The sequence below is a fragment of the uncultured Microbulbifer sp. genome (assembly GCF_947498635.1).
Lineage (GTDB): Bacteria > Pseudomonadota > Gammaproteobacteria > Pseudomonadales > Cellvibrionaceae > Microbulbifer > Microbulbifer echini.
Genome location: NZ_CANMKV010000006.1, coordinates 125,900 through 152,807, shown reverse-complemented (window position 1 = coordinate 152,807; position 26,908 = coordinate 125,900). Strand labels below are relative to the sequence as shown.

Sequence of the window (26,908 nt, the reverse complement as noted above, 5' to 3'; positions counted from 1 at the left end):
AGGAAGGTGTTAAATTACTTGAGCCCACTGGAATTTTTGGTGGGTAAACGTGTGTCACTTATGTTGGCAATCTAGGATTCACTTCACTCACCATAATCCCGATTTGATGAGTAGTGCTGCCTCATTGATTAATGTTCCCATTGCTTTCGGACACAACAAAAACTGCATCAGTTTTGAAAACACGATTCTCAACAAAGAATTATGCAGCCCCGGAAAACCCTCTCTCGACCTGAATAAACTGACTGCTAAAAAACAGCTTAAAGAAATGAAGTCTGATGAATCTTTACCTGATCGGTGCAAAGACATCATAAAAAATTATTTACCTGAGGGCGCTACTAGCCTGGACTTCCTAGCAGACATCCTTCAGGTGCATAAGCGCTCCTTGCAGATACGCCTTAATGAACAAAATACATCTTTCAGGCGCATACTAGATGCGGCTCGGAGGGAGAAATTTAATTCACTAGATGTCCAATCTATGGATGCAACGCAAATTGCAAAAGCCTTGGGATTTTCAACAACTATAGCGCTTGAAGACTCCCGCAAACGCTGGAATATTACTTAGCCTGAAAAACCAAAAAATTAAACTCAAGTTAATAGGGGGAAATTATTCCTGAAAGATAATTTATTTGCCAAGGTGCCCCCCATAAAATCGAGTAGTATGCCCCTGGATGATAGCGAGATATACGACTATGAATTGTTTTATCTTCAGCCCGCCCCATAGATTTTCCGATCAACCTGGAACACATATTCCATGACTATCAACTGGCACCCTTATAGGCTTGGTATTTTATCTAAGAGCTTTAATGGCGTTATAGGCTAAATTTCTGCTATGGAAACATTGAGAATTTGACCTTCTCCAAAATTTAAAAAAATAAAGACGCATCTCTCGAAATGTAACTAGTAATTAGGCTGCCCACAATTCCAATATTCACTCTCAGAAAATCAACCATTAACCCCCCCTAAAGACAAACACTTTACAACATTAATGCTTGTGCTGACCTCCTATTAAACAGCGATCAAGGTCTCCCACATTACCTTTTAATTTCTTCAATTGCATTTGACTTTCTAACAGTACGGCACTATTTTCTTGGTAATCAGGCTTGTACTCCAACAATCGCTGGTGGGCAACTCGATAAATATTCTCAGCCTCATCACTCATCAAAAACTCTGTAATTATACTGCCAAATATTAAACGGTAGCTGGCAAATGCCCCCTCCAACTGGGCTCTCTGCAACAAGGTGGAAGGCTCTGAAATTATCTTTCTGGATCTATAATTAGCCGGGACATCTATTTTGCAAACTCTTTCTATACCTATTACTGACTCTGCCTTATATTTACAATCAGATCTAAAATCCTGCTGTAGTCTTTCTATATTTTTACCAAAATCCGGATCGGACTGACCATAAATAACCCTGGAGACACCGAGAAAAATCATCATACCCCCACACATCATGCATGGTTCCAGAGTGCTATAAATCGTGGCATTGCCCAGATAATCAGTATCTTTTCCACGACACTTACTAAGGATACACTGCTGCATTAGCCGCACCTCGGCATGCTGAGTTTTATCTCGGCACAAACCTACAGCATTGCGTTGCACACCTACGATTTTTTCCTGAGTATTGTCATAGAGGACTGCCGCAATATTGTAACCGCGCTTTGGCTTGTCTTTTGGACCTACCCAGCCCAGATAAGCAACCGAGTAGGCAAGCAACATGAGTATCTCGTCTTTTTCCTGTTGTATAGGAGAGTTAGGCGGTACTTCAGCCCGAGCCCCCAAGGCAAGCACAGTAAAATATAAAACGAAAATAAAACGCAACATACAACGCCCGAAGCATTTCAGTTGATTAAAGCCACTCCCTGGCTAAAGAAATCACAGTTTTTACCCGTGCCGGTATAACCTTGTGACGACGGGTAATCAGAAATAGTGTTTCACTGATAGAATACTCCATACGATGGAACTTAATCTGCTCAAAATTGTGAAAAGCATTTACGGCATGAGCAGGTAACACTGTAAAACCCAACCCCAAGCTGACAGGTTCTAGGATCAAGCTAACTTGGTTACAAAACCCTTTTAGCCTAAACATATCTACATGTTGAAATTCGGGAAAATTCGCGCCTAGTAGCAACCCCGCCTGATGGGCGCCATCCGGGTGACCGATATAACCCAGCTGCAACAACGCTCTCCAATCCACCCGCTTGACTGACGCAGGAGTCACCAATAGGAGCTCTTCACTACCCACAGGCTGGCTCGCGATTTCCGTGAGTGTTGAAGGCATAGTCATAAACCCAATATCCGCCTTGTATCTAAGTATGGATTCTTCTACTCCCTGGTTAGGCGCAAAACGATAGTCTACGGCCAGTTTTGGATGTTCTTTCTGCACACGCAGTAATTTGCGGTAGAGCTTAAGGCCGACACTGCCAGGAGAGTGGATTCTCACCAGTCCTTCATAAGCGGGGTCTTCGCCAAGGCGTTGGCCCAGTGTCGAGAGGGAATCAACGAGATCCTGGGCCTCGCAATAGAGCTTTTCACCGGCCTCGGTCAGTGTGAATTGCTTCCCCTGACGCTGGATCAATGCCAATCCTAGAAAGTCCTCCAGCCGACGTAAATGCTGACTGATGCCAGACTGGGTCATATGCAAGCGCTCGGCAGCGCGTGTGAAGTGGCCCAGCTCAACCAGTGTACAAAAGCTACGCAGCCATACCGGATTTATCATTACAATAGTTACTTAAAATGATCAACAATCATAATTATATGTAATTAACTCTACAGTGTAACTTTATCCCCACCTCACACACTGGAGATAAGCTTATGAAAGGCATTTACCCGCGGAATTTTTCTCATCTTGGTATTTCGGTTCCGGACTTAGAGGCCGCAGTGAAGTTTTACACCGAAGTGATGGGCTGGTACCTAATCATGTCTCCCACGGAGATTCAGGAAGATCACAGTGCCATCGGTGATATGTGTACGGATGTTTTTGGCGGGGGCTGGGGCAGTTTTCGTATAGCGCATTTATCGACAGGAGACCGCATCGGGGTCGAATTATTTCAATTCCCTCAACAGGAAAATCCCGAGAATAATTTTGAATACTGGAAGACCGGCATATTCCATTTTTGTGTGCAGGACCCCAACCTGGAAGAGCTAGCCGAGCGTATCGTGGCTGCGGGGGGCAAAAAACGCATGTCTAAACCCCGCTATTACTACCCTGGAGAAAAGCCCTACCGAATGATGTATATGGAAGATCCGTTTGGCAACATCCTGGAGCTCTACAGCCATAGTTACGAGCTGGTTTACAGTAGTGGTGCCTACAGTTAACCCCCGCGGTATCTGGCACCGGTAGATCCGGTGCCCATGAAGAGATGTCCCACCCGGTGTGTTATTTCTTCCTATCAAAAACAGGACTTTTCACTAGGAAGTCGCCAATCACCTTTCCGAGTATCTCGTGTTGATCTTCATCCAGGTGCACACCATCCCGTTCACTGACTTTTACCCAGGCGTTTGCATCCAAGAATAAAGTGTTCAAATCACGGGAAACATTGTCCAATTCTTGGGGAAGCCCTCTGCAGCGCTGTTCAGCACCGGTAAATTTATTCCCGATCATACCTTTGGGATCAACAATCGCAAGGGGAGCAATAATTAGAATCTGAGGAACTGGCATACCAGGTTCTGTGGGGGCCTCCCGGATTATTGACACTAATTTTGCCACTCCCTGAGCGGACATCCAGGCCCGGTTATCGTGGGTATCCTGGAAATCGTTGGTGCCCAGCATTAAAAGCACACAATCCAGCGGAGAGTGCATTTCAATCACTTGCGCCAGGCCGTCCACCGCCCGCCTGCCCGCCCGGAACGGGTCCTCCCAAACGGTCCTACGTCCATTGAGGCAGTTTTCAATCACCCGCACCTTGCGGCCGTCTCTATTTAGGCAAGATTCCAAAACACCCGGCCAGCGCTGACTAAATGGCAAGCGTTTGCGGGTACCGGGAATGATTCCCCAGGAGACACTATCGGAATAAACCAGAATATTTTCCATCTAGCCGAACCTCAGCCTGTTCTGAAAAGAAGCTTCAAATCTGGCCCCTTGCCACCAGGGCCCAAAATCGGCTTCTAGTATGGCACCGCCAAGTGAGCAATGCCCCGCAAAGTTAAGCGGGATATAGCCAGTGCACTAATACCGCAAACGGCTATGGCTGCAGTCAGCGGCAGGGGTGTGCCATCAAATACCAAGCTGGTCACAACTATAGCCAGTGCGCCGAGTAACATTTGCAGGGCGCCCCCCAAAGCGGCCGCAGTACCGGCAATAGGGCCATGTTCTTCAAGGGATAAAACCATGGCCGTGGGAATCACTAACCCCAGAAAAATATTGCAGGTCAGTAACATCGCCACCAGCAAGATAAATTGGTCGAAGCCTGAAAAAACCACCATGCACATTCCCAGGGAACTGACGGCAAAGCCAGCGGTGGCCCACTTAACCACTGCCACAGAGCCATAGCGAACACCAAGGTTTGCGGCAAACTGGCTTGAGGTAAAAAACCCCAGCGCATTTAAGGCAAAGGCAAGGCTAAATTCCGTTGGTGTCAGTCCGTAAAAGTCTGTGTATAAAAAAGAGGCCGTAGCCAGGAAAGAGAAAAAGCTGGCGATACCCAGACCACCAATGCAAGTCAAGCCCACATAAACAGGATCGCGTAGCAATGTGGAAAAAGCACCGAACATGGCATTTAAGCGAAAAGGCACCCGGTGTTCTCGTTGCAGGGTTTCGGGCAGGCTGGTTATCGCCAGTATTAAACTGGCAAGGGTTAGCAGGGCAATAAGTAAAAACACGCTACGCCAGCCAAAGGGAATAATCAAAGCACTCCCTATCAGTGGGGCAAGCATCGGCGATATAGAGATCACCAACATCACAGTTGTCATCAATCGAGTGGCCTGGGTGCCAGTGTAGTAATCACGAATTACCGCCCTTGGGATCGACATCACTGAAGCGGCACCAACCCCCTGTAAAAATCGCAGTACAATCAGCGACTCTATCGTGGGCGCTAAAGCACAGCCAACAGACGCCAGTGTAAAAAGTACTAAACCGAAATAGAGTGGCGGTTTTCGCCCGAACATATCCGATGCAGGGCCATAAAATAGCTGGCACACTCCAAAGGCAATAAAATAGGACATCAGGGTGTACTGCGCAGCCTCCACCGGTGCACCTAGCCCCTGGGCAATATCCGGCAGAGCCGGCAAGTACATATCGATGGCAATAGGGCCAACGCAGCTCAGCAGCCCAAGAATGAGGGCCATCTTAAAAAAATCCAACTTCATAACAGGTTCCCAATACCAGGTTCCAAAAACTTAACATAACGCCCAGCGTAAAACGCCCAGAGAATATACTTTCCCCACTAGAGAAAATTCCGAGCCTACATGTAACAACAGCTTATTTTCTCGCTCACGTAGGAACTCTAGAGAATACCCTTCTCCTGCGAGCTACTGCGAATACACGTCTATACGCCTTAATTCTCCGTCATGCCTCATAGGCCTCCGGCCCAAACTGCCCAATTTCTTAGCCAGGGTACCCATGCCCCTTACCGGCCCTTACGCAGGGGTACAAAACTCTCCAGCCCCCTCAAAAATGTTTTCCGCCAAGCATCCTGACCACAGACCAACTAACATCCGTGCCGACTCAAAAGTCGGACACTAAGATCCACCATTAGCAACAATTTCAACAGGCTTGGTACAGGAGAGTAGTGCCCACAGGTCGGAAACTGGGCACAAAAACATGAAAACCCTTCGCCCAAGGCAATTATGCTGTCAACTCCTGTACTCATTTAGCTCTATTTCTCTATGAGACTGTGAATATGCACCGACGCAATATCTCACCTCTTGAGCAGGTCGATCTCAACAGAAGCTCCTACCGCTTACAAATTGGCGGCAGACTATGACACAGGGGAAAACTCACAGGAGTAAGAGTACACCGGCCAGGTCATTAGCAAAGTTAAAGGTTGAGAGACTGCAACCGCGCCCTCGTCAACGCTTGGCCGCGAGGCTTCCGCTACGCACCCGCTCACCCCTTGAGCGCAGACAACAAAAAACCCCTTTTCTTATTGCCCATACGCCCTGTTGGGTGATCACTCTGTACCCGGAGGGGGGCGATGTGCACGAGTTATTAGGCTCACTCAAATCCCAGCGCTTGCGTGCCAATCAGGTCGCTGGTGTCGATGGACGCAATGGTATACCCAGGTTCGAAACCGGCGAGACCCTAGCCAATGCCACCACCCGTTGGCGGCACCTCTGTGAATTAAAAAACTCCGAAATCGGCTGCTACCTGGCCCACCTACGCGCTATTCGCCAAGCGTACCAAGCTGGTCTTCAGCGAGTTTGTATTCTCGAGGACGACGTCCAACTGGAAGAGGACTTCGGCAGGGTATTGGCCGAACTCGAACGCTTGCCCCCAGAGGTGGAGATGGTGCGGTTAATGGGCTTAAAGGTAAGAAAACGCAAAGTCATCCGCGTCCTAAACGACGGTATACACAAACTCGTACGTCCGGAACGGGGTTGGTGTGGTGCCCAGGGTTACCTGGTGAACCGCAGAGGTATGGAAAAAGTGCTTGGGCATGCCAGCCAACTGTTCGAACCTATCGATAAGGTCTTTGATCACTTCTGGCAGTTTGATCTGAAGCTCTATGGCGTGGAACCCCATATATTGTGGGAAACCGCACACACGTCCAGTATCGAAAAATCCAATATCGCTAGGGCTAAAGTTGCCCGCTGGCTCTACTGGCTGCACCCCTTTGGCAAGCTGTGGCGCAGTATTGAGCGTCATGTCTACCTGTATCGCTACAAAAAAGAGTTCTACCCGGCGAGCAAGCCCAAGCAGCGCCCAGGGCGTACCGCACGAATGAAGCTCTAATTGTAACCCTGAGTTTGGACGCGCTTAAATATCCCAAAATCGCTGCATTTTCAGGAACATAAAAGAGGCGGTCCAGGTGATCATCACCAGTCCGGTCAAGGCCTCGAGTCCAGCGGTAAAGCGCAGATGCCCCAGGGGTTCAATATCGCCAAAACCCAGTGATGTGTAGGTCGTGAAAGAGAAATAGGCGCAGTCGAGCAGGCTGCCGCTAAAATTCCCTTCCAGGGTGCCGAAATAAGGCGAGTTGACCATAAAGTAATAACCATAGGCAAAAAGCCAGATCTCGGCGATATGCGCCAAGAGTGCGCCAAACACACCCACCACAATGGCCAGGTTATGCCGCACATGCAGCCAGCGCCCAAGGTGTACCAGGGCGTTGAGCACCTCGTGATGGATGAGCACAACGGTGGCAACGAGGATGCAGTTCACCGCAAATGCAAAAGACATTTCAGCGTCGATCATGGAAAAACTCGCGAACCAGCCTACCGGCCTCCTCTGCCATTACACCCGACTCCACCGAAATTTTATGATTGAAGAAGCCGGCCTCGCTCAATTTCAGCTGACTCTCAACCACACCTGCACGAGGCTCATTGGCGCCAAAGACCAAACGCCCAACCCGCGCATGCATAAGAGCGCCAAAACACATAGTGCAGGGCTCAATAGTGACGTAAAGCGTAGTGTTTGGCAGACGATAGTTTTGCTCAGCGTCAGCCGCACGGCGCAGTGCGACAATTTCCGCATGGGCACTGGGATCGCAATTGCCAATAGGCCGGTTGCTGCCCTCACCGATGACCTGGCCTTCGCGCACCAGTACCGCCCCGACCGGCACCTCTCCCCTTTCTGCAGCAAGCTGTGCTAACTCCAGCGCTCTGCGCATAAATGCATAGTCTTTCGGTGTTGCCATAAATCTTTCTTATACCTCTAACGACACAAAATGCCAGCGCGCGCATACAGCGTACGCCAATCGCTGCCAAGTTAATTGCGCTTGATAAAGCGGCGCACAATAAAGTCCGCCTCAAGTATCAGACTCTCCTGCTGCTCCAGTTCCGCTCGCGCCTCCCGGTTACCCTTCCAGGCAAAAGGCGTCATCGCTAGAAAGTCCGAAATCGCTGTGTGCCCACGCAGCTCGAAGGGAAAACAGCAGCGTAAGTCGACTTCCGGGTATAAACCTTCCACCAGCTTAGGCGCGGGATGCTTGCGTGCCTCCCGGTAGAGATGCCCTTTCAGGGTCCACAGATGATCCGGTCCGGGAGAGACATCCAGTAAATGCCCCCCTTCCTTTATTACCCGCAGCATCTCAGTATCCGGTGCCGGCGCAAAAATACGCAGCAAATGATCCACACTGCTTGAGGCAACCGGCAAATTGGCATTACTGGACACGACAAACTGGGCCGCGCTATCCGATTTCGCCGCCATGCGCACTCCGGACTTAGAGATATCCACCCCGGCCAGGGCGTGCCCATGCCAGCCGGCAGACTCCAGCTGGCGTAAATAGTAGCCCTCCCCACAACCGATATCCAAAAGCCGGCGCCCCGGCCGGTACGGCAGTAGTGCGGTAATCGCCTCGACCAAAGGACGATAGTAGCCCGCCTTGAGGAAACGGCGGCGCGCATGCAACATCTCGGTGGAATCCCCAGGATCTTTGCGGCGCTTGCGATAAACGGGTAATAAATTTACGTAACCTTCCCGAGCGCGATCAAAACTGTGCCGGTTACTGCAGAGCCAGGCATCTTTACCCAGCGTCAATGGCTTTGCGCAGAGGGGACATTGCCAGATCATTCAACTTCCTGAACTTGTGTATTCTTCATCAACGATGGTGGAGTGCGCCGCAAGATAAGATCTGCCGCCTTCTCCGCAATGGCGATCACCGGCGCATTGGTATTGCCACTGATCAAGGCCGGCATTATGGAGGCGTCTACAACCCTCAGTCCATCCACACCGTGTACTTTTAGCTCCGCATCGACAACAGCGAGATCATCATTGCCCATCTTACAAGTTCCCACCGGGTGATAAATCGTCTCGGCATGCTGACGAATGTAGTGCTTGATGGAAGCCTTGCTGGTGAGCTTCTGTTCCGGTAACCAGAGGCGCTTCTGGTAACGCTGTAGATCTTCCTGATGGATGATGTCCCGAGCCATTTCGAACGACTCAAGCATCACCTGCATATCCTCTGGATCACTCAGATAATTGGGCTGGATACTCGGCAGTGTCTTTGGATCCTCGGTATTGAGCGTTACTTCACCGCGGCTTTTGGGACGCAATGCACATGCGTGCAGCGAGTAACCATACCCCGATTGCTTATTGAAACCATGATCAAAAGTTGGCACTGCAGAGAAGTGGAACTGTACATCTGGGCGGCCATGAGCCAAGGTTGAACTGGCGAAGCCACCAGCTTCAGCGACATTACTGGTAATTGGACCACGATTCAGGAAGAACCATTCAGGCGCACGCACCGCATGCTTCAGTTTCGCCCACAAGTCATTGGCAAAAGTAACTGGAGCCGAAGTTTCCACCACCTGAGTGATATCCAAATGGTCCTGGAGGTTTTTACCCACCCCCGGCAGGTGATTCTGTAGCAGAATATTAAATTTGCGTAACTCCTCTTGAGGACCAATGCCCGAGAGCAGTAGTAGGTGCGGAGTCTGGATTGCTCCGGCGCTGAGCAATACTTCCTTATTGGCCAGGATTTTTTTGCCATTGAGTAACTCCACCCCCACTGCCCTATCACCTTTCAGTATCAGGCGTGCCACAGGACTGCGAGTTAGCACACGTAAATTAGGGCGCTTCTTTATCGGGTGTAAATAGGCTGCGGCTGCCGAGCATCGCCGCCCTCTTCGCTGAGTGACCTGGTAAAAACCAACGCCACTCTGATGACCGCCGTTAAAATCACTATTTGCTCGGTGTCCCGCAGACTGCGCTGCACGCAAGAATGCATGGCCAGACTCGGTCTTCCACTTCAGGTCGCTAACGGTAAGTGGGCCATAGCCACTATGGTGAGCATCGCTACCACGCTCATTGCCCTCGGCCATTAAGAAATAAGGCAGGATATCGCGCCATCCCCAGCCCGGATTACCGGTGGCTTCCCAGGCATCATAGTCCTCACCTTGACCACGAATGTAGACCATTGCATTAATAGAGCTACTACCACCGAGAGTCCGGCCTCGCGGCCAAAACAGGCGCCGCTTATGCAAGTGTTGCTGTGGTTCAGTGAAGTGGTGGAGATTATAGTTAGTGCCCGAGAGCAGCATTCCTATCCCCAGGGGCATGGAGATCAGTGGGCTACGATCCGGTGGCCCCGCCTCCAATAGACAAACCCGGTGCTGCTCATCAGCGCTTAACCGGTTGGCCAATACACAGCCGGCAGAGCCGGCACCTACGATCACATAATCAAACACCATTTGAGTGGACATGGGACCTCAGCACCTTTGCAGCTGGATTTCACACGACGGTACACTCAACACGAATAAAATTACAGGGATCTGCAATGGTAAAGGTGAAGGATTACGAATTCAGCGACATTAAAGTCCTGCAAAGTTGGCACAGCAATGCAAAGGCGTGGGTCAGGGTTATAGATCGAGCGGCGATACCCAGCCGTAGGCTAGCCACCGACCGCGCCATTATGGAGGCCATCCTGACACACAACCCCACCAATGTGCTTGATATTGGCTGTGGTGAAGGCTGGCTCGCCCGCTGCCTGGCGGCAGAGGGGATAGAGGTCTGTGGTATCGATGGCGTCGCAGAATTAATCGCTGAAGCCAAACGTCGCGGGCAAGTACGACAACACTTTTGCACTCTGCGCTACGAAGATCTCCAACCACAAGCCTTTGGGCATAAATTCGATGTACTCGTATGCAACTTCTCACTCATCGGCCGGGAAGCCACAAATGCTGTCTTCAGCAGAGCCCGCTCTCTGCTAAATCCGCAGGGCTATTTTCTTGTGCAAACCCTGCATCCACTCACCTCCTGTGGTGACGAGGGCTACCACGATGGTTGGCGACCCGGTAGCTGGGAGGGTATAGACGGCAATTTTCAGGAAGCGGCGCCCTGGTATTTCCGCACTCTCGCCAGCTGGGTCAACCTGTTTTGTGAAAACGGTTTGACGCTTTCTTCATTACGCGAACCCATCAACCCCGTAACAAACAAACCCGCCTCACTGATACTGATCGGGCAATTTCGCCCTTTGCCACACAACACTGATTGAATAAATGCGTGGCGCCAAATATGCAGTATAGATATTTCCAGCGACACCCCAGTATTTAGGTCCCGTCGAATCCGCTACCGACTTAATTAAATAGGCTTCACTTCAATACTAATTTTTCATTAACTTTTGTGTGGCCATATCAAAATAATAATAAAAAAACATTGTCGTCCCGCTACTCACAGGCCCGACTGCTTGGACAAAAATAGAAAAGCATCCAATCCATGCGGCTTTCCGGGAAATACCTCTTAATTTCCGACTGTCCAGTAAGTGAAGTAGTAGAAGCCGCCTATTTTCTATGGGGCAACGCTTTGATTTGGGTGTCCCATAATAAATTTAACGACCGCTTGCGGCTATCCAAATGAGATGTAACACCCTGGGGTAGAAATAATGGCACTCTGCAGTTTCAGAATCAGACCGAGCAATGCCTTAGCCAAGGCCACTGGATTGCTCTTATTACCCACCTGCTGCTTCTGCACCGCCGATGAATTATTTATTCCCGATTCCCAGCAAGCTCTGAATACACAATCGGTGAATTTGTTTTTTAGCGACAGTGCATTCGCTATGGACAATGCCGCACTGTTTCAGGCCGCAGACTTTCTCCGCAATAATTCCATGAACAGTACACAGCGGCGCCTCAATTACCAATGGCTGCAAATGCATACTTACCCCAGTGAGTATCGCCCAACCTCGGGCGGTAGAGCGCTATCAAAAATCCTCAAGATAGGCTGGGAAACCTACAAGCAGCGCAACAAGCGCACGGTTCAGCGGAGCCTGCTGCGCTATACCACTAATAGCGGCAAGATAGGCAATTCGGTCGATTACGGGATCAGCCTATCTGACGATAAGTTCAAGGTTTCCTTCGAGTACGAATTTTAACTCTGGCAGACGACTTATCCTTGCCCTCCTCCAGGTTTGTTAGAATCTCCGCCAATTGAATTTGGCGGAGATAGCCGTGAGCACCTCGAAGACCCCTTCCTCATTTCCAGAGCTGCCGATTGCCAGTATTCGCCGGCGCTTAGCAGCACTGATGTACGACTTATTGATCCTGATGGGATTGATGATGGTTTACGGCTTTATTGCCCTGCCCATCGCGTCAGTACTGGGTGGATTGAATTGCCAGCCGGAAGCCATGGATTACCGCCCCTGCGTGGGCGGTCCGATCTATCAGTTGGGGGCTGTGGCGGTCATCGCCGGCTATTTTTTCTGGTCCTGGCGTGTAGCCGGGCAGACCGTTGGCATGCGTGCTTGGCGCCTGATTTTAGCCAACCCGGACGGGGTACAGCTCACTTGGCGCCAATGTATCCTGCGAGCCATCGTCGCTCCGCTATCTATTGCCTGCCTGGGGCTCGGCTATTTTTCCGCCTGGGCCCGGTCGGACAAAGCCAGCTGGCACGACCTGATTTCTGAATCGCAGGTACGTGTGCTGCCCAAGAGGAAGAAGTAAGCGCTTCAGCGGGCTCGCCTGAGTAACAGCCAGCCCGCAGCAAAGCACAGCAACACAGGGGCCAAAACAGCGAGCAGCGGAGGGAAGCCAAACACCAGTGATGAGGGACCAAGCATCCCCTGCACCGTCTGGAAGATAATCCCTACCATGATACCGGTGAAGACTCTGAGGCCTGTGGTGACTTCACGAAGCGGACCAAAAATGAAGGAAATTGCCACCATCACCAAGCTAGCAATGGTCAGCGGCTGCAACAGCTTCTTCCAAAACTCCAGCCAGTAGCGACCGGAGTCCTCACCTTTGCGGTCTAGGAACGTACCGTAAGCCCAAAGGCTACGCGGCGACAGATCCGAGGGTAGAGGCACTATGAGCGCAAACAGCTCCGGGGAAATTTCCGCCTTCCAAACGCTTGTTGGCAGCACTTCACTTTGTGTATTTTCCTCCTGGAACCTGGTGCTGCGGCTGTTCTCCAGTTGCCACTGCTTTCTTTGGAAGTGCCCCCTTTCAGAAAACTCCACCCACTTAAGTTCGCGGTTGTCGGCAAAATTGTAGCGCGTGACACCATAGAGTTCGCCATCCGGCAGGGCGGCATTGAAGTGTACAAATTCACCGCTGTCTTTTAGCCATAATCCACTTTCCAGACCGCTCGCCTCGAGTTCACCCAGGGCCCGCGCTTTATTGCTCTCAGCGATGATATTGGTCTTGGGAATCACAAATTCAGCCAGGGCCAAGCCGATAAAAATAAGCAGGATAATCGGCTTCATCACCGCCCAGGCAATTCGGCCTATAGATACACCGGCAGCGCGCATCACCGTGAGCTCACTGGTTCCGGCAAGTGTCCCGAGCCCCACCATACAGCCTACCAAAGCCGAGAAACCCAGCTGCTCGTAGATGCGCGCGGGCAGCTTCCACAGAACGTACTGCACGGCCTCAGCAAAGCCATAGTCTTTCTTGAGATCGCCCAGCTGGTCCACGATAGCAGAGATAATATCGAGGCCGAGAATGATAAGCAGTACCACAAAAACCGCCAAGGCAATGGTACGACCAATGTACAAATCCAATTTAAGCATCGGCCGACTCCTTAACACCTTCCGGCAACGGTCTGGGTTTGCGACGCCAATTCCTCATCGCCAGGAGCAAAAGTCCGATAAGAAGGAACGGCGGATGTACCAGCCAGATCACCGCTGGGTTGGTGTACTTGCCATCCTCAATAGCCCCGCGAACCCCCTGTAAAACTACCAGGTAAATGAGATACAAGAGTATGGCGGGAAACATTTTGATAAAGCGCCCCTGACGGGGGTTGGTGCGCGACAGTGGCACCGCCAATACGGCAACCACAAGCACCAACACCGGCAAGCTCAGGCGCCAGTAAAGAAAGGCCGTTTCCTTCGGGTCATCGCTACCGACCAGCTGTAGAGTAGGTGCCGACTCCATTTGGTCGCGCCAACGGTTGCGCAGCTGAGGCGCCTCCATCAAGACTTCGTAGCTGGAAAATGCCATCTGCCGGTATTCCCGCTGCCCTGGAATACCTTCATAACGATACCCATCACGTAATACCAGGTAGCGCAGTCCTGTTTCTTGATCGACTTGCTGCACGCCCTCACGAGCGCGAATCACCACCTGGTGATTCGCTTCTGTCTCCGCATCGGTGGCTCCCAGCTCAGCGAGAAACACCCCCAACATGGTGGACTTATCTTCGCTCAGGGCCTCGGCGTAATACACCGCCTGGCCACCGCTGGTGGATATAAATTTCTTAGGTACCAGGTGATCAAACTCGTTGCGAGCCTTTTCCGCATTGAGCATGAGGTTGGAGCGCTCTGCACCGGCGGGAGTAAGGTACAAACTCATAGAGGCCACGAACAAAGCCACGGCCATAGCCGGCGCCATGGTATAAAACAACAGGCGCCACTCGCTGAAACCACAAGCGTGCAGCACCGTCATTTCGCTCTCTACATAGAGACGCCCATAGGCCAGCAGGATTCCCACAAATAATCCCAGCGGCAAGATTAATTCAAGGAACCCCGGCAGGCGGAATGCCATCAGGGAAAAAAGGATATTAGCCGAAATATCCCCTGCAGCAGCCTCCGCAAGGTATTTCACAAATCGGCCACTCATCACCATTAACAGCAGAACTGCGCTGACTGCCAGCGTGGCAAACAGCAGCTCACGGCAGAGATAGCGGAAAATAATCACAGTGCGAACGAATTCCTTGGTGACAGCGGTGTGACGAAATCTGGACTCAAACTGAACAAGTTTCCCATTGGCTACAGCAATCCATAAGCGAGCAGGTTAAACTTGTGCGACGCATTATCACTAAAAATTCTTGCTATGTCTCGGCCCAGAGCCATGCAATCTATTGTCAGATTTTAAGGAAAGCGAAAAATGCAGTTCTCCGCAAAGGTCTCGGATATCGCCAAGCAGCGCGCAGCCTGTTCCATTATTTCAGCGGATGCCAAAAACGGCTTAAGCCCTAGCGGAAAAGCTCTCGACCAGCTTAGCAAGGGCGTTATCAGCAAAATTCTCAAGCGCGGCGACCTGGGCGTAAAACCCGGCAGCACCCAGTTGATCGACCTGCTGGATGGCCCCAGTGAACGCGTGTTGGTTGTGCGCACCGGCAAGGGCGATATCACCCAGGTGGAATTTCGCAAACTGGCCAGTACCAGCGCCACGGCGGTTAAAAGGTTCAAAGATGCCACCAGCTATCTGTGTGAACTGGAGGTGGAAGGTGCCGATAAAACCTGGCAAGCCCAGCAAATTGCCCTGGCCGCGGGATTGGCCACCTATCGTTTCACCCAGTGTCTCACCGATGCCAAGCCCTACCCGCTGACAAAGTTCACCCTGCACGCCCCTGAACGCAAGCAACTCAAAGCCATCCAAAAGGGCATGGAGATCGGCGCGGGCCAGGCAGTGGGCAGCAACGTGGCACGTGAACTGGGCGACCTGCCTGGAAATATTTGCACCCCGAACTATCTGGCTTCCGAGGCCCGCGCACTGGCCAAAAAACACACCAAGCTGACAACCACCATTCTCGACGAGAAAAAAATGAAGACCCTGGGCATGGGTGCATTACTCAGCGTAGCCAAGGGCAGCGACGAACCCCCAGCCCTGATCGCCATGCACTACAAAGGCGGCAAAACCAGCGAGAAACCCATCGTGCTCGTGGGCAAGGGCATCACCTTCGACAGTGGCGGCATCAGCATCAAACCCGGCCAGGCCATGGACGAGATGAAATACGACATGGGCGGCGCCGCCAGCGTCTTCGGTGTGATCAACGCATTGGTTGAGCTACAGCCGGCCATCAATGTGGTGGGCCTGGTGGCCGCCGCAGAGAATATGCCCAGCGGCCGCGCCAGCAAGCCCGGTGATATCGTCACCTCTATGTCCGGCAAGACGATTGAGATCCTCAATACCGATGCCGAGGGTCGCCTGGTACTCTGTGATGCTCTCACCTATGCGGGCAAGTACAAGCCCCGCGCGGTGATCGACATCGCCACCCTCACCGGAGCCTGTGTGATCGCACTGGGCCACCATGCCACCGGCCTCTACGCCAACAATGAAGCGCTCGCTCAGGACCTACTCAAAGCCGGCGAGACCAGCGGTGACCGCGCTTGGCAAATGCCCCTGTGGGACGAGTACCAGCCCTCCCTGGATTCCAACTTTGCCGACATGCAAAATATCGGTGGCCGCGAAGCTGGCTCTATTACCGCGGCATGCTTCCTGTCCCGTTTTGCCAAAGAGTACAACTGGGCACATATGGACATCGCCGGCAGCGCGTGGAAATCCGGCGCAGCCAAAGGTGCCACAGGCCGTCCAGTCCCCCTTCTGGTGGAATACCTGCTGGGAAAATAAGTGCTAAGAGCGCACAATAGCCGCCCCCGAGTGGCTGACGAAACGGCCCCTTGTGGGCCGTTGTCGTCACAGTACAAATGTAAACCAGCATGACCCGAATCGATTTTTACATCCTCGCCTCCGACCAAGCCCAGCAAGCGGATCTCTTCGCCTGCCGCCTGGCGGAAAAGGCCTATCGCAGTGGCTTACGAGTTTTGCTGGCGGTCGACAACCAGGAGCGCGCAGAACAGCTCGATCAACTGCTGTGGACCTTTCGCGAGGATAGTTTCCTGCCCCACGCCAGCCAGGCAAAGGGAGAGCAAGCCGCCATTGAGGTTAACTGCGGTGAGGATCCGGGTGTTCACCACGGTTTACTCATCAACCTTTGCCGCAAAGTCCCCAACTGGTTCAGCCGCTTTGAGCGCCATGCCGAAATCGTTGTACAGGAAACCCACTCCCTGCAGCGCTCACGATCACGATTTAGTCACTTTCGCGATCGCGGATATCCGTTACAATCCCATAAGATCAACCAAAGCCTGTAATCACTGACTACCCCATGTCCGGTCGAAAGAACAAGCACAAGCAACGCGGACAACCTCGCAAGCAGTCCAGCGAACTTCTCGATGAGCTGAATTCACTGCACGATCTCCTCAACAGTGATGACCTCGAGGAAATCCCCCTGCTCAATCAGATAGCCGGCTCGGCCAAGCCGCAAGTACAAAAACCGACCTCTCCTGCAGATATGGCTTTTCTTTCCGCTGAGCCACAGCTACAGGCTGGCTCCGAGGCATCTCTCCCCTCGGTGAAGGAAGAGGCCGTGGAAAAAGGGGTTGAGGAAGAAGTGCCTCTAGAACAGACAGATCTACCGATTTTATTCGCCCCGATTGATGAGCAGCTTCCCGAGAATCGCGATGTTCAGCTGGCGGAATCAGACCTGGCTCTATTGCGCCCCCTGCAAAACCTCTCGAGTGAAGCAGAAAAGCCCCAGGCACAAGCTCCCTCCGGCAACCCATCTATTGAAGACGATCAGCATCCGGAGAGTGCCCCCCAGTCGACCAATGGGCAAACTGAACAAGATGCCGCCTCCGCCGAAGCGGCCTCCCAGGAGAGCGCCAAACCTGCTCCCGAGAATCCCTTTTTGCCAGCCCACATACGCTCACGCTTAACCGGCGGCCGTATCCCCGCGAGCGAAAAGCAAGTCCCAGACAAGCCCGAGGCCATCGACGCTACCAGTGCCGGCACCCGCACCCAGGCACTGGTGATGGCGCAGGCCCTGGCGGAGCGGGAAGGCCCCGCTGAGAAACTGGAGCCCTCGGAGAAAGAACGCCAGCGAGATGCCCTGATCGAAGAATTGGTGGCACAACAGCTCCCACCGCTGGAACGAAAGCTGCGCGCGCAGATTGAAAAAGTCGTCGACGGCCTGGAGATCTGGGACTGATTGCGATTTAGCCCCAAACCCGCCTTTTGCCCACCATATTCCCAACGGTATAATTGCCGCCTTTTCCGCGCAGACAAAGCAATCGCCAGGCTACCCTGAGCCAAAATGCTGCGCCCGCAGTCAGTCAACACAAGGTTTCCCACCCGCATGGACAAAACATACCAGCCCAACGCCATAGAACAGCAGTGGTACAAGACCTGGGAGGAGAGCGGCTACTTTAAGCCTTCCGGCGACACAGAAGCCAAGCCCTACTCCATTATGATCCCACCGCCAAACGTCACCGGCAGTCTGCATATGGGGCACGGTTTCCAGGAGTCCATCATGGATGCCCTGATCCGCTACCACCGCATGCAGGGGGACAACACCCTGTGGCAAGTGGGCACCGACCATGCCGGTATCGCCACGCAAATGGTTGTAGAAAGATTACTGGCGGCAGAGGGAGTCTCCCGCCACGACCTGGGCCGTGACAAGTTCATTGAAAAAGTGTGGGAGTGGAAAGAAAAATCCGGCGGCACCATCACCCGCCAGTTGCGCCGACTCGGCGCCAGTCCCGACTGGTCCCGCGAGCGTTTCACCATGGACGACGGCTTCTACAAAGCGGTCCAGGAAGTCTTTGTCAAACTGTATGAAGACGGCCTGATCTATCGCGGTAAGCGCCTGGTCAATTGGGACCCCAAGTTCCATACAGCCATTTCCGACCTGGAAGTGCTCAATGAAGAAAAGCAGGGCCACCTGTGGCACTTCCGCTACCCGCTTTCCGATGGCTCCGGCCATTTGGTGGTGGCCACCACCCGCCCGGAAACCATGCTCGGCGACACCGCTGTAGCGGTACACCCCGAAGACGAGCGCTACAAAAAGCTCATCGGCAAAACCATCAAGTTGCCTCTGACCGACCGTGAAATCCCCATCATCGCCGACGATTATGTCGATCGCGAATTCGGCACCGGTTGTGTAAAAATCACTCCGGCACACGACTTTAACGACTACGAAATGGGACAGCGTCACAATCTCGAGATGATTAATATTCTCGATGCCGACGCCAACCTGAACGACGCAGTACCAGAAAAATACCGGGGCATGGAGCGCTTTGCCGCGCGCACCCAAATTGTCGATGACCTGGACGCCCTCGGCCTGCTGGAAAAAGTAGAGCCCCACACCCTCAAGGTACCCCACGGGGACCGCTCCGGCGCCGTGATCGAGCCCTGGCTTACCGACCAGTGGTATGTAAAAACCCAACCTCTGGCCGATGAAGCCATCGCCGCCGTAGAAAACGGCAGCGTCAATTTTGTACCAAAAAACTACGAAAATATGTACTTCTCCTGGATGCGCGATATCCAGGACTGGTGTATTTCCCGCCAGCTGTGGTGGGGACACCGCATCCCCGCCTGGTACGATAAGGACGGTAAAGTGTACGTGGGCCGCAGTGAAGAGGAAGTGCGCGAGAAGCACAACCTGGGATCTGACATCAACCTGCGTCAGGATGACGACGTACTCGACACCTGGTTCTCCTCCGGCCTGTGGACCTTCGGCACCCTGGGCTGGCCAGAAGATACCGAAGCACTGAAAGCCTTCCACCCCAGCTCCGTACTGGTCACCGGCTTCGATATTATTTTCTTCTGGGTTGCACGCATGATGATGCTAACCCTCTACTTCAAGAAGGAAGTACCGTTTAGCACCGTGTATGTTCACGGTCTGGTGCGCGATAGCCACGGCCAAAAGATGTCCAAGTCGAAGGGCAACGTGCTGGACCCCATCGACCTGATCGACGGTATCGACCTGGAAAGCTTGGTGCAGAAGCGCACTACCGGCATGATGCAACCGCACCTGCAGGAGAAAATTGAGAAACAAACCCGCAAGGAATTCCCCGAAGGCATCGAGTCCTACGGCACTGACGCCCTGCGTTACACCTTCTACTCTCTCGCCTCTACCGGCCGCGACATCAAGTTTGATGTCGGACGCATTGAGGGCTTCCGCAACTTCTGTAACAAAATTTGGAATGCCTCCCGCTATGTGCTGCAAAACTGTGAAGGACACGATTGCGGCCAGGACAACAGCAGTGACTTTGAACTAACCGTTGCCGACCGCTGGATTATTTCTCAGCTGCAACGCACCGAAATTACTGTGCGTGAGGCGATGGACAGCTACCGCTTTGACCTCGCCTCCCAAGCGTTGTACGACTTTATCTGGAGCGAGTACTGCAGCTGGTACCTGGAACTGTCCAAGCCGGTACTGTGGGACGACAACGCTTCCGACGCGGTGAAGAAGGGAACCCGTCGCACCCTGATCCGCGTATTGGAAACGATTCTGCGCCTTGTACACCCACTGATGCCCTACATCACCGAGGAAATCTGGCAGCGCGTAAAAACCCTGGCCGGCGCCGAGGGCGAAACCATTATGTTGCAGCACTACCCAGAGCCCAACGCCAACAAAGTCGATGAAGAGGCGGAAGCGGCCATTGCCTGGTTGAAGCAGGTGATCGAAGGGGTGCGTAATATCCGCGGTGAAATGAATATTTCCCCAGCGAAGAAAATCCCACTGATCCTGCGCGGCGGTTCCAGCCGTGACCAAGAACTGCTGGAGCAAGCCCGTAGCCTGCTGATCAAACTGGCGAGCCTCGAAGAAATCACCTGGCTGGAAAGTGGAGAAGCTGCACCAGCCTCTGCCACGGCCCTGGTAGGCGATATGGAATTGCTGGTACCCATGGCCGGCCTAATCGACGTTAAAGCCGAGAGCGCCCGTCTACAAAAAGAGATTGATAAACTGTCCAAAGAACTCGCACGAGTTGAAGGCAAGCTCAACAATCCCAAGTTTGTGGACAAAGCCCCCGAAGCCGTTGTTGCCAAGGAAAAGGACAAACTCGCGGAAATGAAAGGTGCCCAAGAACGTCTGCAACAACAGCTAGAAGAAATCAGCAATCTCTAACGATTCTGATAATCCGCTCCGATAAAGAGCGGATCTGATTTAAAAAAGGGGGCTCTGCCCCCTTTTCTTTTTTTTGATATAAATCAAACAACCCCTTCTAGCCCTAGTGCCTTCCGATTTTCTATCAACTTCAGAGCCCGAGTAGGTGCGCAATGTACCTGCTTCGCTTATGGGTTTATCAGCTCCAAAATCAGCTTAACCGAAGTGGTATACACCTAAAGCGCGATGAAACGCTTCAAGCACCGCTCAATTTTTCAACCCTCCTAAGTACCTGATAAGAAATCAACATGATTTTCAATCGGCTTGTTGGCTGTTATTTTTTATAAGGATTCTGATTGATTGAAGCTTTCCGTCTAACAGTGAGTTAGAGAAAGACTATTCACTGGGGATAGAGAGTAAAGTGTTCATTTTTGCATTTGGAACAAGAGTTCAAGCTTGTAGGTAATTTATTGATCCCTCAAGGTTTTACACATTTCTTCGGTAGATTGATTCCAGGGTGGTAATCATGATAATAGTGCTCATAATGATTACTATATAAATGTTAAATTCGAGTAAAGCATGAAGTGCTGGGCAAATAACGTTTCTGCGTGTTGCACGACGCAATCTAGCGAACACTACATTACGAAAGGCTTGTTTAGCGAGAAGATGATCCACGTGTATAACGCCCCGTTTTTTGGCGGGCAGAGTAAAATAGTTGCTAAAAAATCATTAACTCGAAATTGTTTGTGCCAAAGACATAACTCTTCACTTTCAATCTATGATGATGAGGCCATCAATTTCGGGATGGCCTTAAAATACTGCCACGATAGGTCGTTTAAATATGGTGATAGTGCCAAGAAAAGACAGTCTATCCACACCAAGCATATAGATACGGATAGGTTCTATCGATGGTACTTAAAAACATATTTGGGAATAATTGACTTTTTTAGTTATGAGTCTGCCCTTGACAAAGATGTTCTGGCAGCACTTGTTTTCTCTGGCAAGAAAATTAATGATTATTTAGATCTAAAGATATCCATGTCTATTAAAGAAGACTTTCAGGTTAAAGAGGTTATCTCTGTAGCTCCGCTGGAAAGCCAGGAACAGATAGTAGGCATGCAAGTTGAACTGTATGGTATTCGGTTGCATGGTTTGTTTTTTGATCAGCCAAAATGCAAGCAAAAGCCCATTCGAATAAAGTTCAGAGATAGAAATAAGAACCTGTTATCAGTCATCAAGTTTAGCTGAATTTAACAAAGCCGGGCAGGATGCTACGAGCCTTCGGCCCTCCGCGGGACAGCTTATCTTGTGCACGTTTTGCGCGCGCCGCTGCTTCGCGGCGCTCCATAATCTCAACCAACGCCCCCCTCCAACACCATCTCCTTTTGGACACGTCTATAGATTTCCTCACGGTGAACAGGTAGAGATTTGGGGGCACGTATGCCTATCTTTACTTGGTTACCCTTAACTTCCAATACCGTGATTGAGACGTTCGCTCCAATCCGTAAGTTTTCACCCGTCCGGCGCTTTAAGATCAACATAATTGCTTCCTATGAATACTCAAACCATGCGTAGACCTCCCTTAATGGAAGGATTTGAAAGTAACTTTTAAGGAAGTATCAGGTGGAGCGCGAGAACGGTAGGCATAGAGGTAGAAAAGGCAGACGCAACGCTTCCAGAGCCAGGGAACATGCCCCAAACTGCTGAATGGACTCCACTTTATTGAAGACGAGCGGGTTTCTAGCGTATGATCCATATAGCCATTTTGATAGTCATAGTATCAATTTGGTTAGCTGGCCCTAGGTGTTCCACCACCTTGGGTCAGCGCCTTTTGCTTACTTTTACATCACGCTACCGTTCTCCTTTGAGGGAATAGTTCTTTTAGAAAATTCTTGATTCTCTCGAATCGCTTTGGTCATCGGCCTTTAGAAGACTGTTCAATAACGACCCAAATACCGATAAATATCCACCGATTTTACGCAGCTTTGACACCAAAACAAACTGAATAAAATCCAATAAGATTATTTTTGTGCCTATATTTTTCGCTGCTCACGCTTTTATAAATTTCAGTTGCGTATAAAAATGGTCGTTAAGACTGGTATTCATTACTGCTTTTCAGTTTGGAACCCAGAATCAATAGTCATCCCTAGAGGCTTCATCTTGCTGCTTTTATGTGCATCCTGTTGTTTTTATGTGCTCTCTATTTCGAAGATCAAAAGCAGCCGCACATATCCACAGTAATAGAACGTTATCTTGTTGATTTGAGTAGTTTACGCCTGTGATCAAAAGCAACAAAATATCAGGATATTATGCGGCTGCTTTTGAATACACCGTTATAAGCAATCAGAGAAGAAGCTATGACTATGTCAGGTACAGAAGAGAAAGTCAGAGGTATTGACAAGCTATTTCCAACATCTCGCGCCAGACTACTGTTTTGGGCTATACCGACATCAGCATTAGCAATATTTTGGCAGGCTCCAAAACTAGTACCTCTTTTATTTAAAGGGTTACCTCAAGAACACGGTTGGATTGGGATATCTCTTCTCATTTTCTTTGTAGTTGCCGTTTCTTCATTGTTGCTAGTAATTGAACTATGTGTATATGCAAGTCAAAATGAACATAGAGTAACGAGACACTACAAATATTCTGCGCCAGAAATGAATGTAAAATGGCTTCTAACAAATTTTAGACACAAACATTATTTGTTTCTCTTTGGTCTGATTTTGATAGGGTTCTGTTTAGGTAAAATCTTATAAATCGGGTAGCCGGTAGTTTCTAGCTACTGGCCCTCCCTCCATCGTGCGGGTCCGCAATGGGCGGTTCCCTATTCGTAATGAATCTATAACCCACTATAGTGTCGAGTAGCTATTCATTTGAGGTGAATGTCATGGCAGTGCGCTACCTCAGCTTTATCCGACTGGAAACCTACCGGCAGGCTAGGCCTGTCTGTTAACTCGTGGATTTTGGGTTCAGGCCTTTACCATTTCCAAGATACTAATCTTGGCATTTGTCTACTATGCCGTCGGCTGACTTCTGTTTAATCACCTTGGCATTTCTGACCGAAGCGCTGCTATGCCCCACCACTTTTGTTTACCCCACGATGGTGGCTAGCGGGCTGGGCCTACTTATAAGTCAACGGCCACGCTGACAGCTTCACAGGAGCAAGCTAAACAGATCTCCCCAGATAAGAACGTGAACGTTCACTACACAACTGCATCATTGACTCTACACGTTAGATCAACCAGCTTCCGTGCCCTTGGCCACCTCGCCCCCAGACTAATCCTTATAGGATATTTCTGTTCATCAGCTCGTAGTTTTGCTTGCGGCTTCCTCCCCACAAGACCTCCCGGTGTTACAGTTGCCATTCGCTAGTAGTTAGCATTTAATGGAGCCCATTAAATGGTGATCTTCCTACAGGGGGCTTTTACCCACTAGTCCGCGTCCATGCTGGGCGTACCAAGTAAAAGCAGGTTGCTGCGGGACTTTGGCCCTTCGCAAGACGGCCTACGCTACGCTTCAGCCATCCCTTTTGTAGTCGTTATAACCAAGGATAGATATGGAAAATAATAAGATATTTCTAACAATCAACAGAGTTAATTCAATACTCTTTCTACTCTTATTGATTACTTCATTAATTGGGGTTTTTTTTATCTTTCAAGAGATAACGAAAAACACAAGGAGAAATACGATAGAAATCGCAACTCCTGACAAAGAAACTAAAGAAATAATCGAGCTTTCAGATGTAGAAACAATTCGAGACAAAGGAATCCAGTATATACGTGTCTATTCAAAGCGTGACGGCGTTTTAAAGTCTGGGGGATATAGCCGAACCCTTCGAAACCTACTTTTCTTAAGTCAAATCGGAGAGGAACCTACATGGTTACTTCCGGACAATAACTCTCAAATTATTAATCATCGCATTCTTAAAACATATGATGATCAAACAAATGAATCGACATCCGACTACATATATGTGGAGATTAGCCCTAAATCTGAAGGGGTAAGCGCTTGTGTCAGCGCCACCGATGGAACAACCCTTGAGTGCCTTGATACTGGATTAAACAAAATCATCCAGTACGAGTATTTCTCAGATAAACAGACGTTGGGCTTGCTTGTTCAAGTGTCAGATGAACTTCGCTACAAAGTTTTTGACCTTGTCTCGAAGAAGCTAGAGTCTGACAAATTTGTGATAAAGCTATAAATCGGGTAGCCGGTAGTTTCTAGCTACCGGCCCCCACACCCCCATCGTGCGGGACCGCAATGGGCGGTTCCCTATCCGCAATGAATCTCTACCCAACGATAGTGTCGAGTAGCTCTTCACTTTAGTTGAATGTCATGGCAGTGCGCCACCTCAACTTTATCCAACTGGAAACAGATCGGTGGTCTAGCCTTTCCTTTTAACTCGTGGATTTAGGTTCAGGCCTTCACCATGTCCAAGGTATTAATATTGGCATTTAGCTACTATACCGTCGACTGACTTCTGTTTAGTCACCGCGGCCATTACTGACCGAGCCGCTGAGGTGTTCCACCATTTTTTCTATCCCCGTGATGGTGGCTAGCGGGTTGGGCCAACTTATGAGTCAGCGGCCACGCTGACAGCCTCACAGCAGCAATCTAAACAGTCCTCCCCAGATAAGAACGTGAACTTTCACTACACAACTACATAACTGACTCTACCCGCTAGATCACCCGTCTTCGGTGCCCCTGGCCACCTCGCCTCCAGGCTAACTCTTATGAGATGTTTCTGTTCGCCAGCTCCTAGTATTACTAGCGGCTTCCTCCCCACAAGACCTCGCGGTATTGCAATTGCCATTTACTGGTAGTTAACATGTAATGGAAACTATTAAACGGTGATCCTCGTATTGGGAACTTTCACCCCATTAGTCTACGCCTATGCTGGGCGTACCAAGGGCCAGTAACGGACTCGTCAACCTGTCACTTTTGTGCAAAACCCCGCACAAAAAGTGACAGGTTAACTCACCGCTGTGGCCGGCGTTAACCTTGTAAAATCGAAATGAAGCCCTGCGTATTTTGTGAACAACCTGGTGACACCAAAGAGCACATCATTCCTCGGTGGCTGCAGAGGCATTTTGATCTAAAAGATCAGAATTTGCAGATGATTAATAAAACTAAAAATCAGTACTGCCGAGTAATTGTCCCAGCCTGCAAGAAATGCAACTCGGAAATTTTTAGTAGGCTAGAGTCGAAGGTTCGTCTGGGTATGGCAACTGAACAAGAGTACTACTTGTGGGCTCTGAAAATACGGTATTGCTTGTCTGTTATTGATTCGTCGTTACCTGAAGATCGAGCAAAACCGGAAAAAGGCCCAATGCTCTTGGAGCAATTTTCCACCATAGGGCATGATGTCATTAAACATGCCTTTAAACATCTCATTGAAGATAAGTTCTTTTTTATGCCCTATCCTTTTGGTTCGGTATTCATTATTAAAAATCCAAGCCAGGATGAGGGATTCGGCCTTGTGGATGTTTCACACCCACATTGGGCACTTACAATTGCGTTACCGAATAATCGTATTTTGTCTGTGATTTTCACTGATCGTGGGCTAGTCAAAAGATCACTACAAGAACAGTACAAAAGCAAAGGTGGGCTATCAATTCTTTGGAAAGAGTTTGAAAAATCCACGCCAACCGGCTTTTTTTCTCAGCACCTGACGTTTAGGCTACTACTTATGCAGTATCAGCTTTCAAATATTCCATACGGAGTGAGTCTTAAAAAGAATGGTGTTTACAGCAAGAAATTGCCCAACAAACTTAAATACCGTGAAAAACTGAAGTTACCTGTTATTAGTCAAATTGCTGAGTTCTGCGGTTTTTCAAAGGAGGTCGCGCAAGATGTCTATCGGTCATTGCCAGCTAACTATAGAGGCTAAATCGGGTAGCCGGTAGCTTCTAGCTACCGGCCCCCACACCACCCATCATACAGGTCCGCAATGGGTGGTTCTCTATCCGTAATAAACCCCTAGCCAACAAAAGTGTCGAGCAGGTTTTAAGTTGGGTGTCACGGCAGTGCGCAACCTCAATTTTAACCCTGGCTGGAAACCTATCGGTAGGCTAGCCCTGCCTTTTAACTCATAGCGTTTGGATTCAGGCCTTTACCCTGTCCAAGGTATTAATCTTGACATTGGGCTACTATGCCATCTGCTGACTTCTGTTTAATCACCTTGGCCATTACTAACCGAGGCACTGGTG

At 50.4% G+C, this 26,908-nt stretch carries 25 protein-coding genes; 14 read left to right on the top strand and 11 right to left on the bottom strand.

Annotation, left to right across the window (positions count from 1 at the left end):
• Positions 1-124: 124 nt before the first annotated feature.
• Positions 125-562 carry a hypothetical protein gene (locus Q1A69_RS04935; RefSeq protein ID WP_299581979.1) on the top strand — a complete coding sequence of 146 codons (438 nt, stop codon included), beginning with the start codon at positions 125-127 and terminating at the stop codon, positions 560-562.
• A 420-nt stretch (positions 563-982) separates the two neighbouring features.
• On the opposite strand, the gene Q1A69_RS04930 is transcribed toward Q1A69_RS04935, so the two are convergent.
• Both Q1A69_RS04930 and Q1A69_RS04925 read right to left on the bottom strand, forming a co-directional pair.
• On the bottom strand, positions 983-1,822 hold the full coding sequence (locus Q1A69_RS04930) for a nucleoside deaminase (RefSeq protein ID WP_299581976.1): 840 nt from the start codon (positions 1,820-1,822) through the stop codon (positions 983-985).
• A gap of 25 nt (positions 1,823-1,847) precedes the next feature.
• Positions 1,848-2,717: a LysR family transcriptional regulator gene (locus Q1A69_RS04925; RefSeq protein ID WP_299581973.1), complete on the bottom strand. Its 870-nt coding sequence runs from the start codon at positions 2,715-2,717 to the stop codon at positions 1,848-1,850.
• 95 nt (positions 2,718-2,812) lie between these two features.
• On the opposite strand from Q1A69_RS04925, the gene Q1A69_RS04920 reads away from it, so the two are divergent.
• Positions 2,813-3,316, top strand: coding sequence for a lactoylglutathione lyase family protein (locus tag Q1A69_RS04920; protein ID WP_299581971.1), 504 nt, complete (start codon positions 2,813-2,815; stop codon positions 3,314-3,316).
• A gap of 61 nt (positions 3,317-3,377) precedes the next feature.
• On the opposite strand, the gene Q1A69_RS04915 is transcribed toward Q1A69_RS04920, so the two are convergent.
• Both Q1A69_RS04915 and Q1A69_RS04910 read right to left on the bottom strand, forming a co-directional pair.
• A complete protein-coding gene (locus tag Q1A69_RS04915; RefSeq protein WP_299581968.1) occupies positions 3,378-4,031 on the bottom strand; it encodes an SGNH/GDSL hydrolase family protein in 654 nt (217 codons plus the stop codon).
• 74 nt (positions 4,032-4,105) lie between these two features.
• On the bottom strand, positions 4,106-5,305 hold the full coding sequence (locus tag Q1A69_RS04910) for a multidrug effflux MFS transporter (RefSeq protein ID WP_299581965.1): 1,200 nt from the start codon (positions 5,303-5,305) through the stop codon (positions 4,106-4,108).
• Between the two features lie 829 nt (positions 5,306-6,134).
• Between Q1A69_RS04910 and Q1A69_RS04905 the strand changes: the two genes are divergently transcribed.
• Positions 6,135-6,890, top strand: a complete 756-nt coding sequence (locus tag Q1A69_RS04905) for a glycosyltransferase family 25 protein (RefSeq protein WP_299581962.1) — start codon at positions 6,135-6,137, stop codon at positions 6,888-6,890.
• A gap of 24 nt (positions 6,891-6,914) precedes the next feature.
• Here the strand turns inward: Q1A69_RS04905 and Q1A69_RS04900 are convergent, their stop codons facing one another.
• The 4 genes from Q1A69_RS04900 to Q1A69_RS04885 form a co-directional block, all read right to left on the bottom strand.
• Positions 6,915-7,352 (bottom strand): potassium channel family protein, encoded by a 438-nt coding sequence (locus Q1A69_RS04900; RefSeq protein WP_299581959.1) that lies wholly within the window; start codon positions 7,350-7,352, stop codon positions 6,915-6,917.
• Positions 7,339-7,794, bottom strand: a complete 456-nt coding sequence (tadA, locus tag Q1A69_RS04895) for a tRNA adenosine(34) deaminase TadA (protein ID WP_299581956.1) — start codon at positions 7,792-7,794, stop codon at positions 7,339-7,341. Before tadA ends, Q1A69_RS04900 begins: the two co-directional genes overlap by 14 nt.
• A 71-nt stretch (positions 7,795-7,865) precedes the next feature.
• Positions 7,866-8,669: a putative RNA methyltransferase gene (locus tag Q1A69_RS04890; RefSeq protein WP_299581953.1), complete on the bottom strand. Its 804-nt coding sequence runs from the start codon at positions 8,667-8,669 to the stop codon at positions 7,866-7,868.
• Positions 8,666-10,300, bottom strand: coding sequence for a choline dehydrogenase (locus Q1A69_RS04885; RefSeq protein WP_299581950.1), 1,635 nt, complete (start codon positions 10,298-10,300; stop codon positions 8,666-8,668). Before Q1A69_RS04885 ends, Q1A69_RS04890 begins: the two co-directional genes overlap by 4 nt.
• 74 nt (positions 10,301-10,374) lie before the next feature.
• Between Q1A69_RS04885 and Q1A69_RS04880 the strand changes: the two genes are divergently transcribed.
• From Q1A69_RS04880 to Q1A69_RS04870, 3 genes are all read left to right on the top strand, one after another.
• The gene (locus Q1A69_RS04880; protein WP_299581947.1) at positions 10,375-11,091 is read left to right on the top strand and encodes a class I SAM-dependent methyltransferase; all 717 of its coding nucleotides are present in this window, start codon (positions 10,375-10,377) and stop codon (positions 11,089-11,091) included.
• A gap of 387 nt (positions 11,092-11,478) precedes the next feature.
• Entirely contained in the window at positions 11,479-11,967 is a 489-nt protein-coding gene (locus tag Q1A69_RS04875) for a hypothetical protein (protein ID WP_299581944.1), read from the top strand.
• A 76-nt stretch (positions 11,968-12,043) separates the two neighbouring features.
• Positions 12,044-12,535 (top strand): RDD family protein, encoded by a 492-nt coding sequence (locus Q1A69_RS04870; RefSeq protein WP_299581941.1) that lies wholly within the window; start codon positions 12,044-12,046, stop codon positions 12,533-12,535.
• 5 nt (positions 12,536-12,540) lie between these two features.
• Here Q1A69_RS04870 and lptG read toward each other — a convergent pair whose 3' ends face one another.
• Together lptG and lptF are read right to left on the bottom strand one after the other, a co-directional pair.
• The gene (lptG, locus tag Q1A69_RS04865) at positions 12,541-13,602 is read right to left on the bottom strand and encodes an LPS export ABC transporter permease LptG (RefSeq protein ID WP_299581939.1); all 1,062 of its coding nucleotides are present in this window, start codon (positions 13,600-13,602) and stop codon (positions 12,541-12,543) included.
• Positions 13,595-14,725, bottom strand: coding sequence for an LPS export ABC transporter permease LptF (lptF, locus tag Q1A69_RS04860; RefSeq protein ID WP_299581937.1), 1,131 nt, complete (start codon positions 14,723-14,725; stop codon positions 13,595-13,597). Before lptF ends, lptG begins: the two co-directional genes overlap by 8 nt.
• A 189-nt stretch (positions 14,726-14,914) precedes the next feature.
• On the opposite strand from lptF, the gene Q1A69_RS04855 reads away from it, so the two are divergent.
• The 5 genes from Q1A69_RS04855 (at position 14,915) to Q1A69_RS04835 (ending at position 21,947) form a co-directional block, all read left to right on the top strand.
• Entirely contained in the window at positions 14,915-16,381 is a 1,467-nt protein-coding gene (locus tag Q1A69_RS04855; RefSeq protein ID WP_299581935.1) for a leucyl aminopeptidase, read from the top strand.
• Positions 16,382-16,470: 89 nt separating this feature from the next.
• Complete coding sequence (locus Q1A69_RS04850; protein ID WP_299581932.1) at positions 16,471-16,902, top strand: DNA polymerase III subunit chi; 432 nt, start codon at positions 16,471-16,473, stop codon at positions 16,900-16,902.
• Between the two features lie 14 nt (positions 16,903-16,916).
• Positions 16,917-17,798: a hypothetical protein gene (locus Q1A69_RS04845; protein WP_299581929.1), complete on the top strand. Its 882-nt coding sequence runs from the start codon at positions 16,917-16,919 to the stop codon at positions 17,796-17,798.
• Between the two features lie 147 nt (positions 17,799-17,945).
• Complete coding sequence (locus tag Q1A69_RS04840; RefSeq protein WP_299581926.1) at positions 17,946-20,720, top strand: valine--tRNA ligase; 2,775 nt, start codon at positions 17,946-17,948, stop codon at positions 20,718-20,720.
• A 654-nt stretch (positions 20,721-21,374) separates the two neighbouring features.
• On the top strand, positions 21,375-21,947 hold the full coding sequence (locus tag Q1A69_RS04835) for a hypothetical protein (RefSeq protein ID WP_299581923.1): 573 nt from the start codon (positions 21,375-21,377) through the stop codon (positions 21,945-21,947).
• 104 nt (positions 21,948-22,051) lie between these two features.
• Here Q1A69_RS04835 and csrA read toward each other — a convergent pair whose 3' ends face one another.
• Entirely contained in the window at positions 22,052-22,240 is a 189-nt protein-coding gene (gene csrA / locus Q1A69_RS04830; RefSeq protein ID WP_299581918.1) for a carbon storage regulator CsrA, read from the bottom strand.
• Positions 22,241-23,062: 822 nt separating this feature from the next.
• On the opposite strand from csrA, the gene Q1A69_RS04825 reads away from it, so the two are divergent.
• The 3 genes from Q1A69_RS04825 to Q1A69_RS04815 all read left to right on the top strand — a co-directional run bounded on the left by Q1A69_RS04825 (position 23,063) and on the right by Q1A69_RS04815 (position 26,589).
• Positions 23,063-23,455 carry a hypothetical protein gene (locus Q1A69_RS04825; protein ID WP_299581915.1) on the top strand — a complete coding sequence of 131 codons (393 nt, stop codon included), beginning with the start codon at positions 23,063-23,065 and terminating at the stop codon, positions 23,453-23,455.
• A gap of 800 nt (positions 23,456-24,255) precedes the next feature.
• Positions 24,256-24,900: a hypothetical protein gene (locus tag Q1A69_RS04820; RefSeq protein ID WP_299581912.1), complete on the top strand. Its 645-nt coding sequence runs from the start codon at positions 24,256-24,258 to the stop codon at positions 24,898-24,900.
• 1,020 nt (positions 24,901-25,920) lie between these two features.
• Entirely contained in the window at positions 25,921-26,589 is a 669-nt protein-coding gene (locus tag Q1A69_RS04815) for a hypothetical protein (RefSeq protein WP_299581909.1), read from the top strand.
• Positions 26,590-26,908 lie beyond the last annotated feature (319 nt).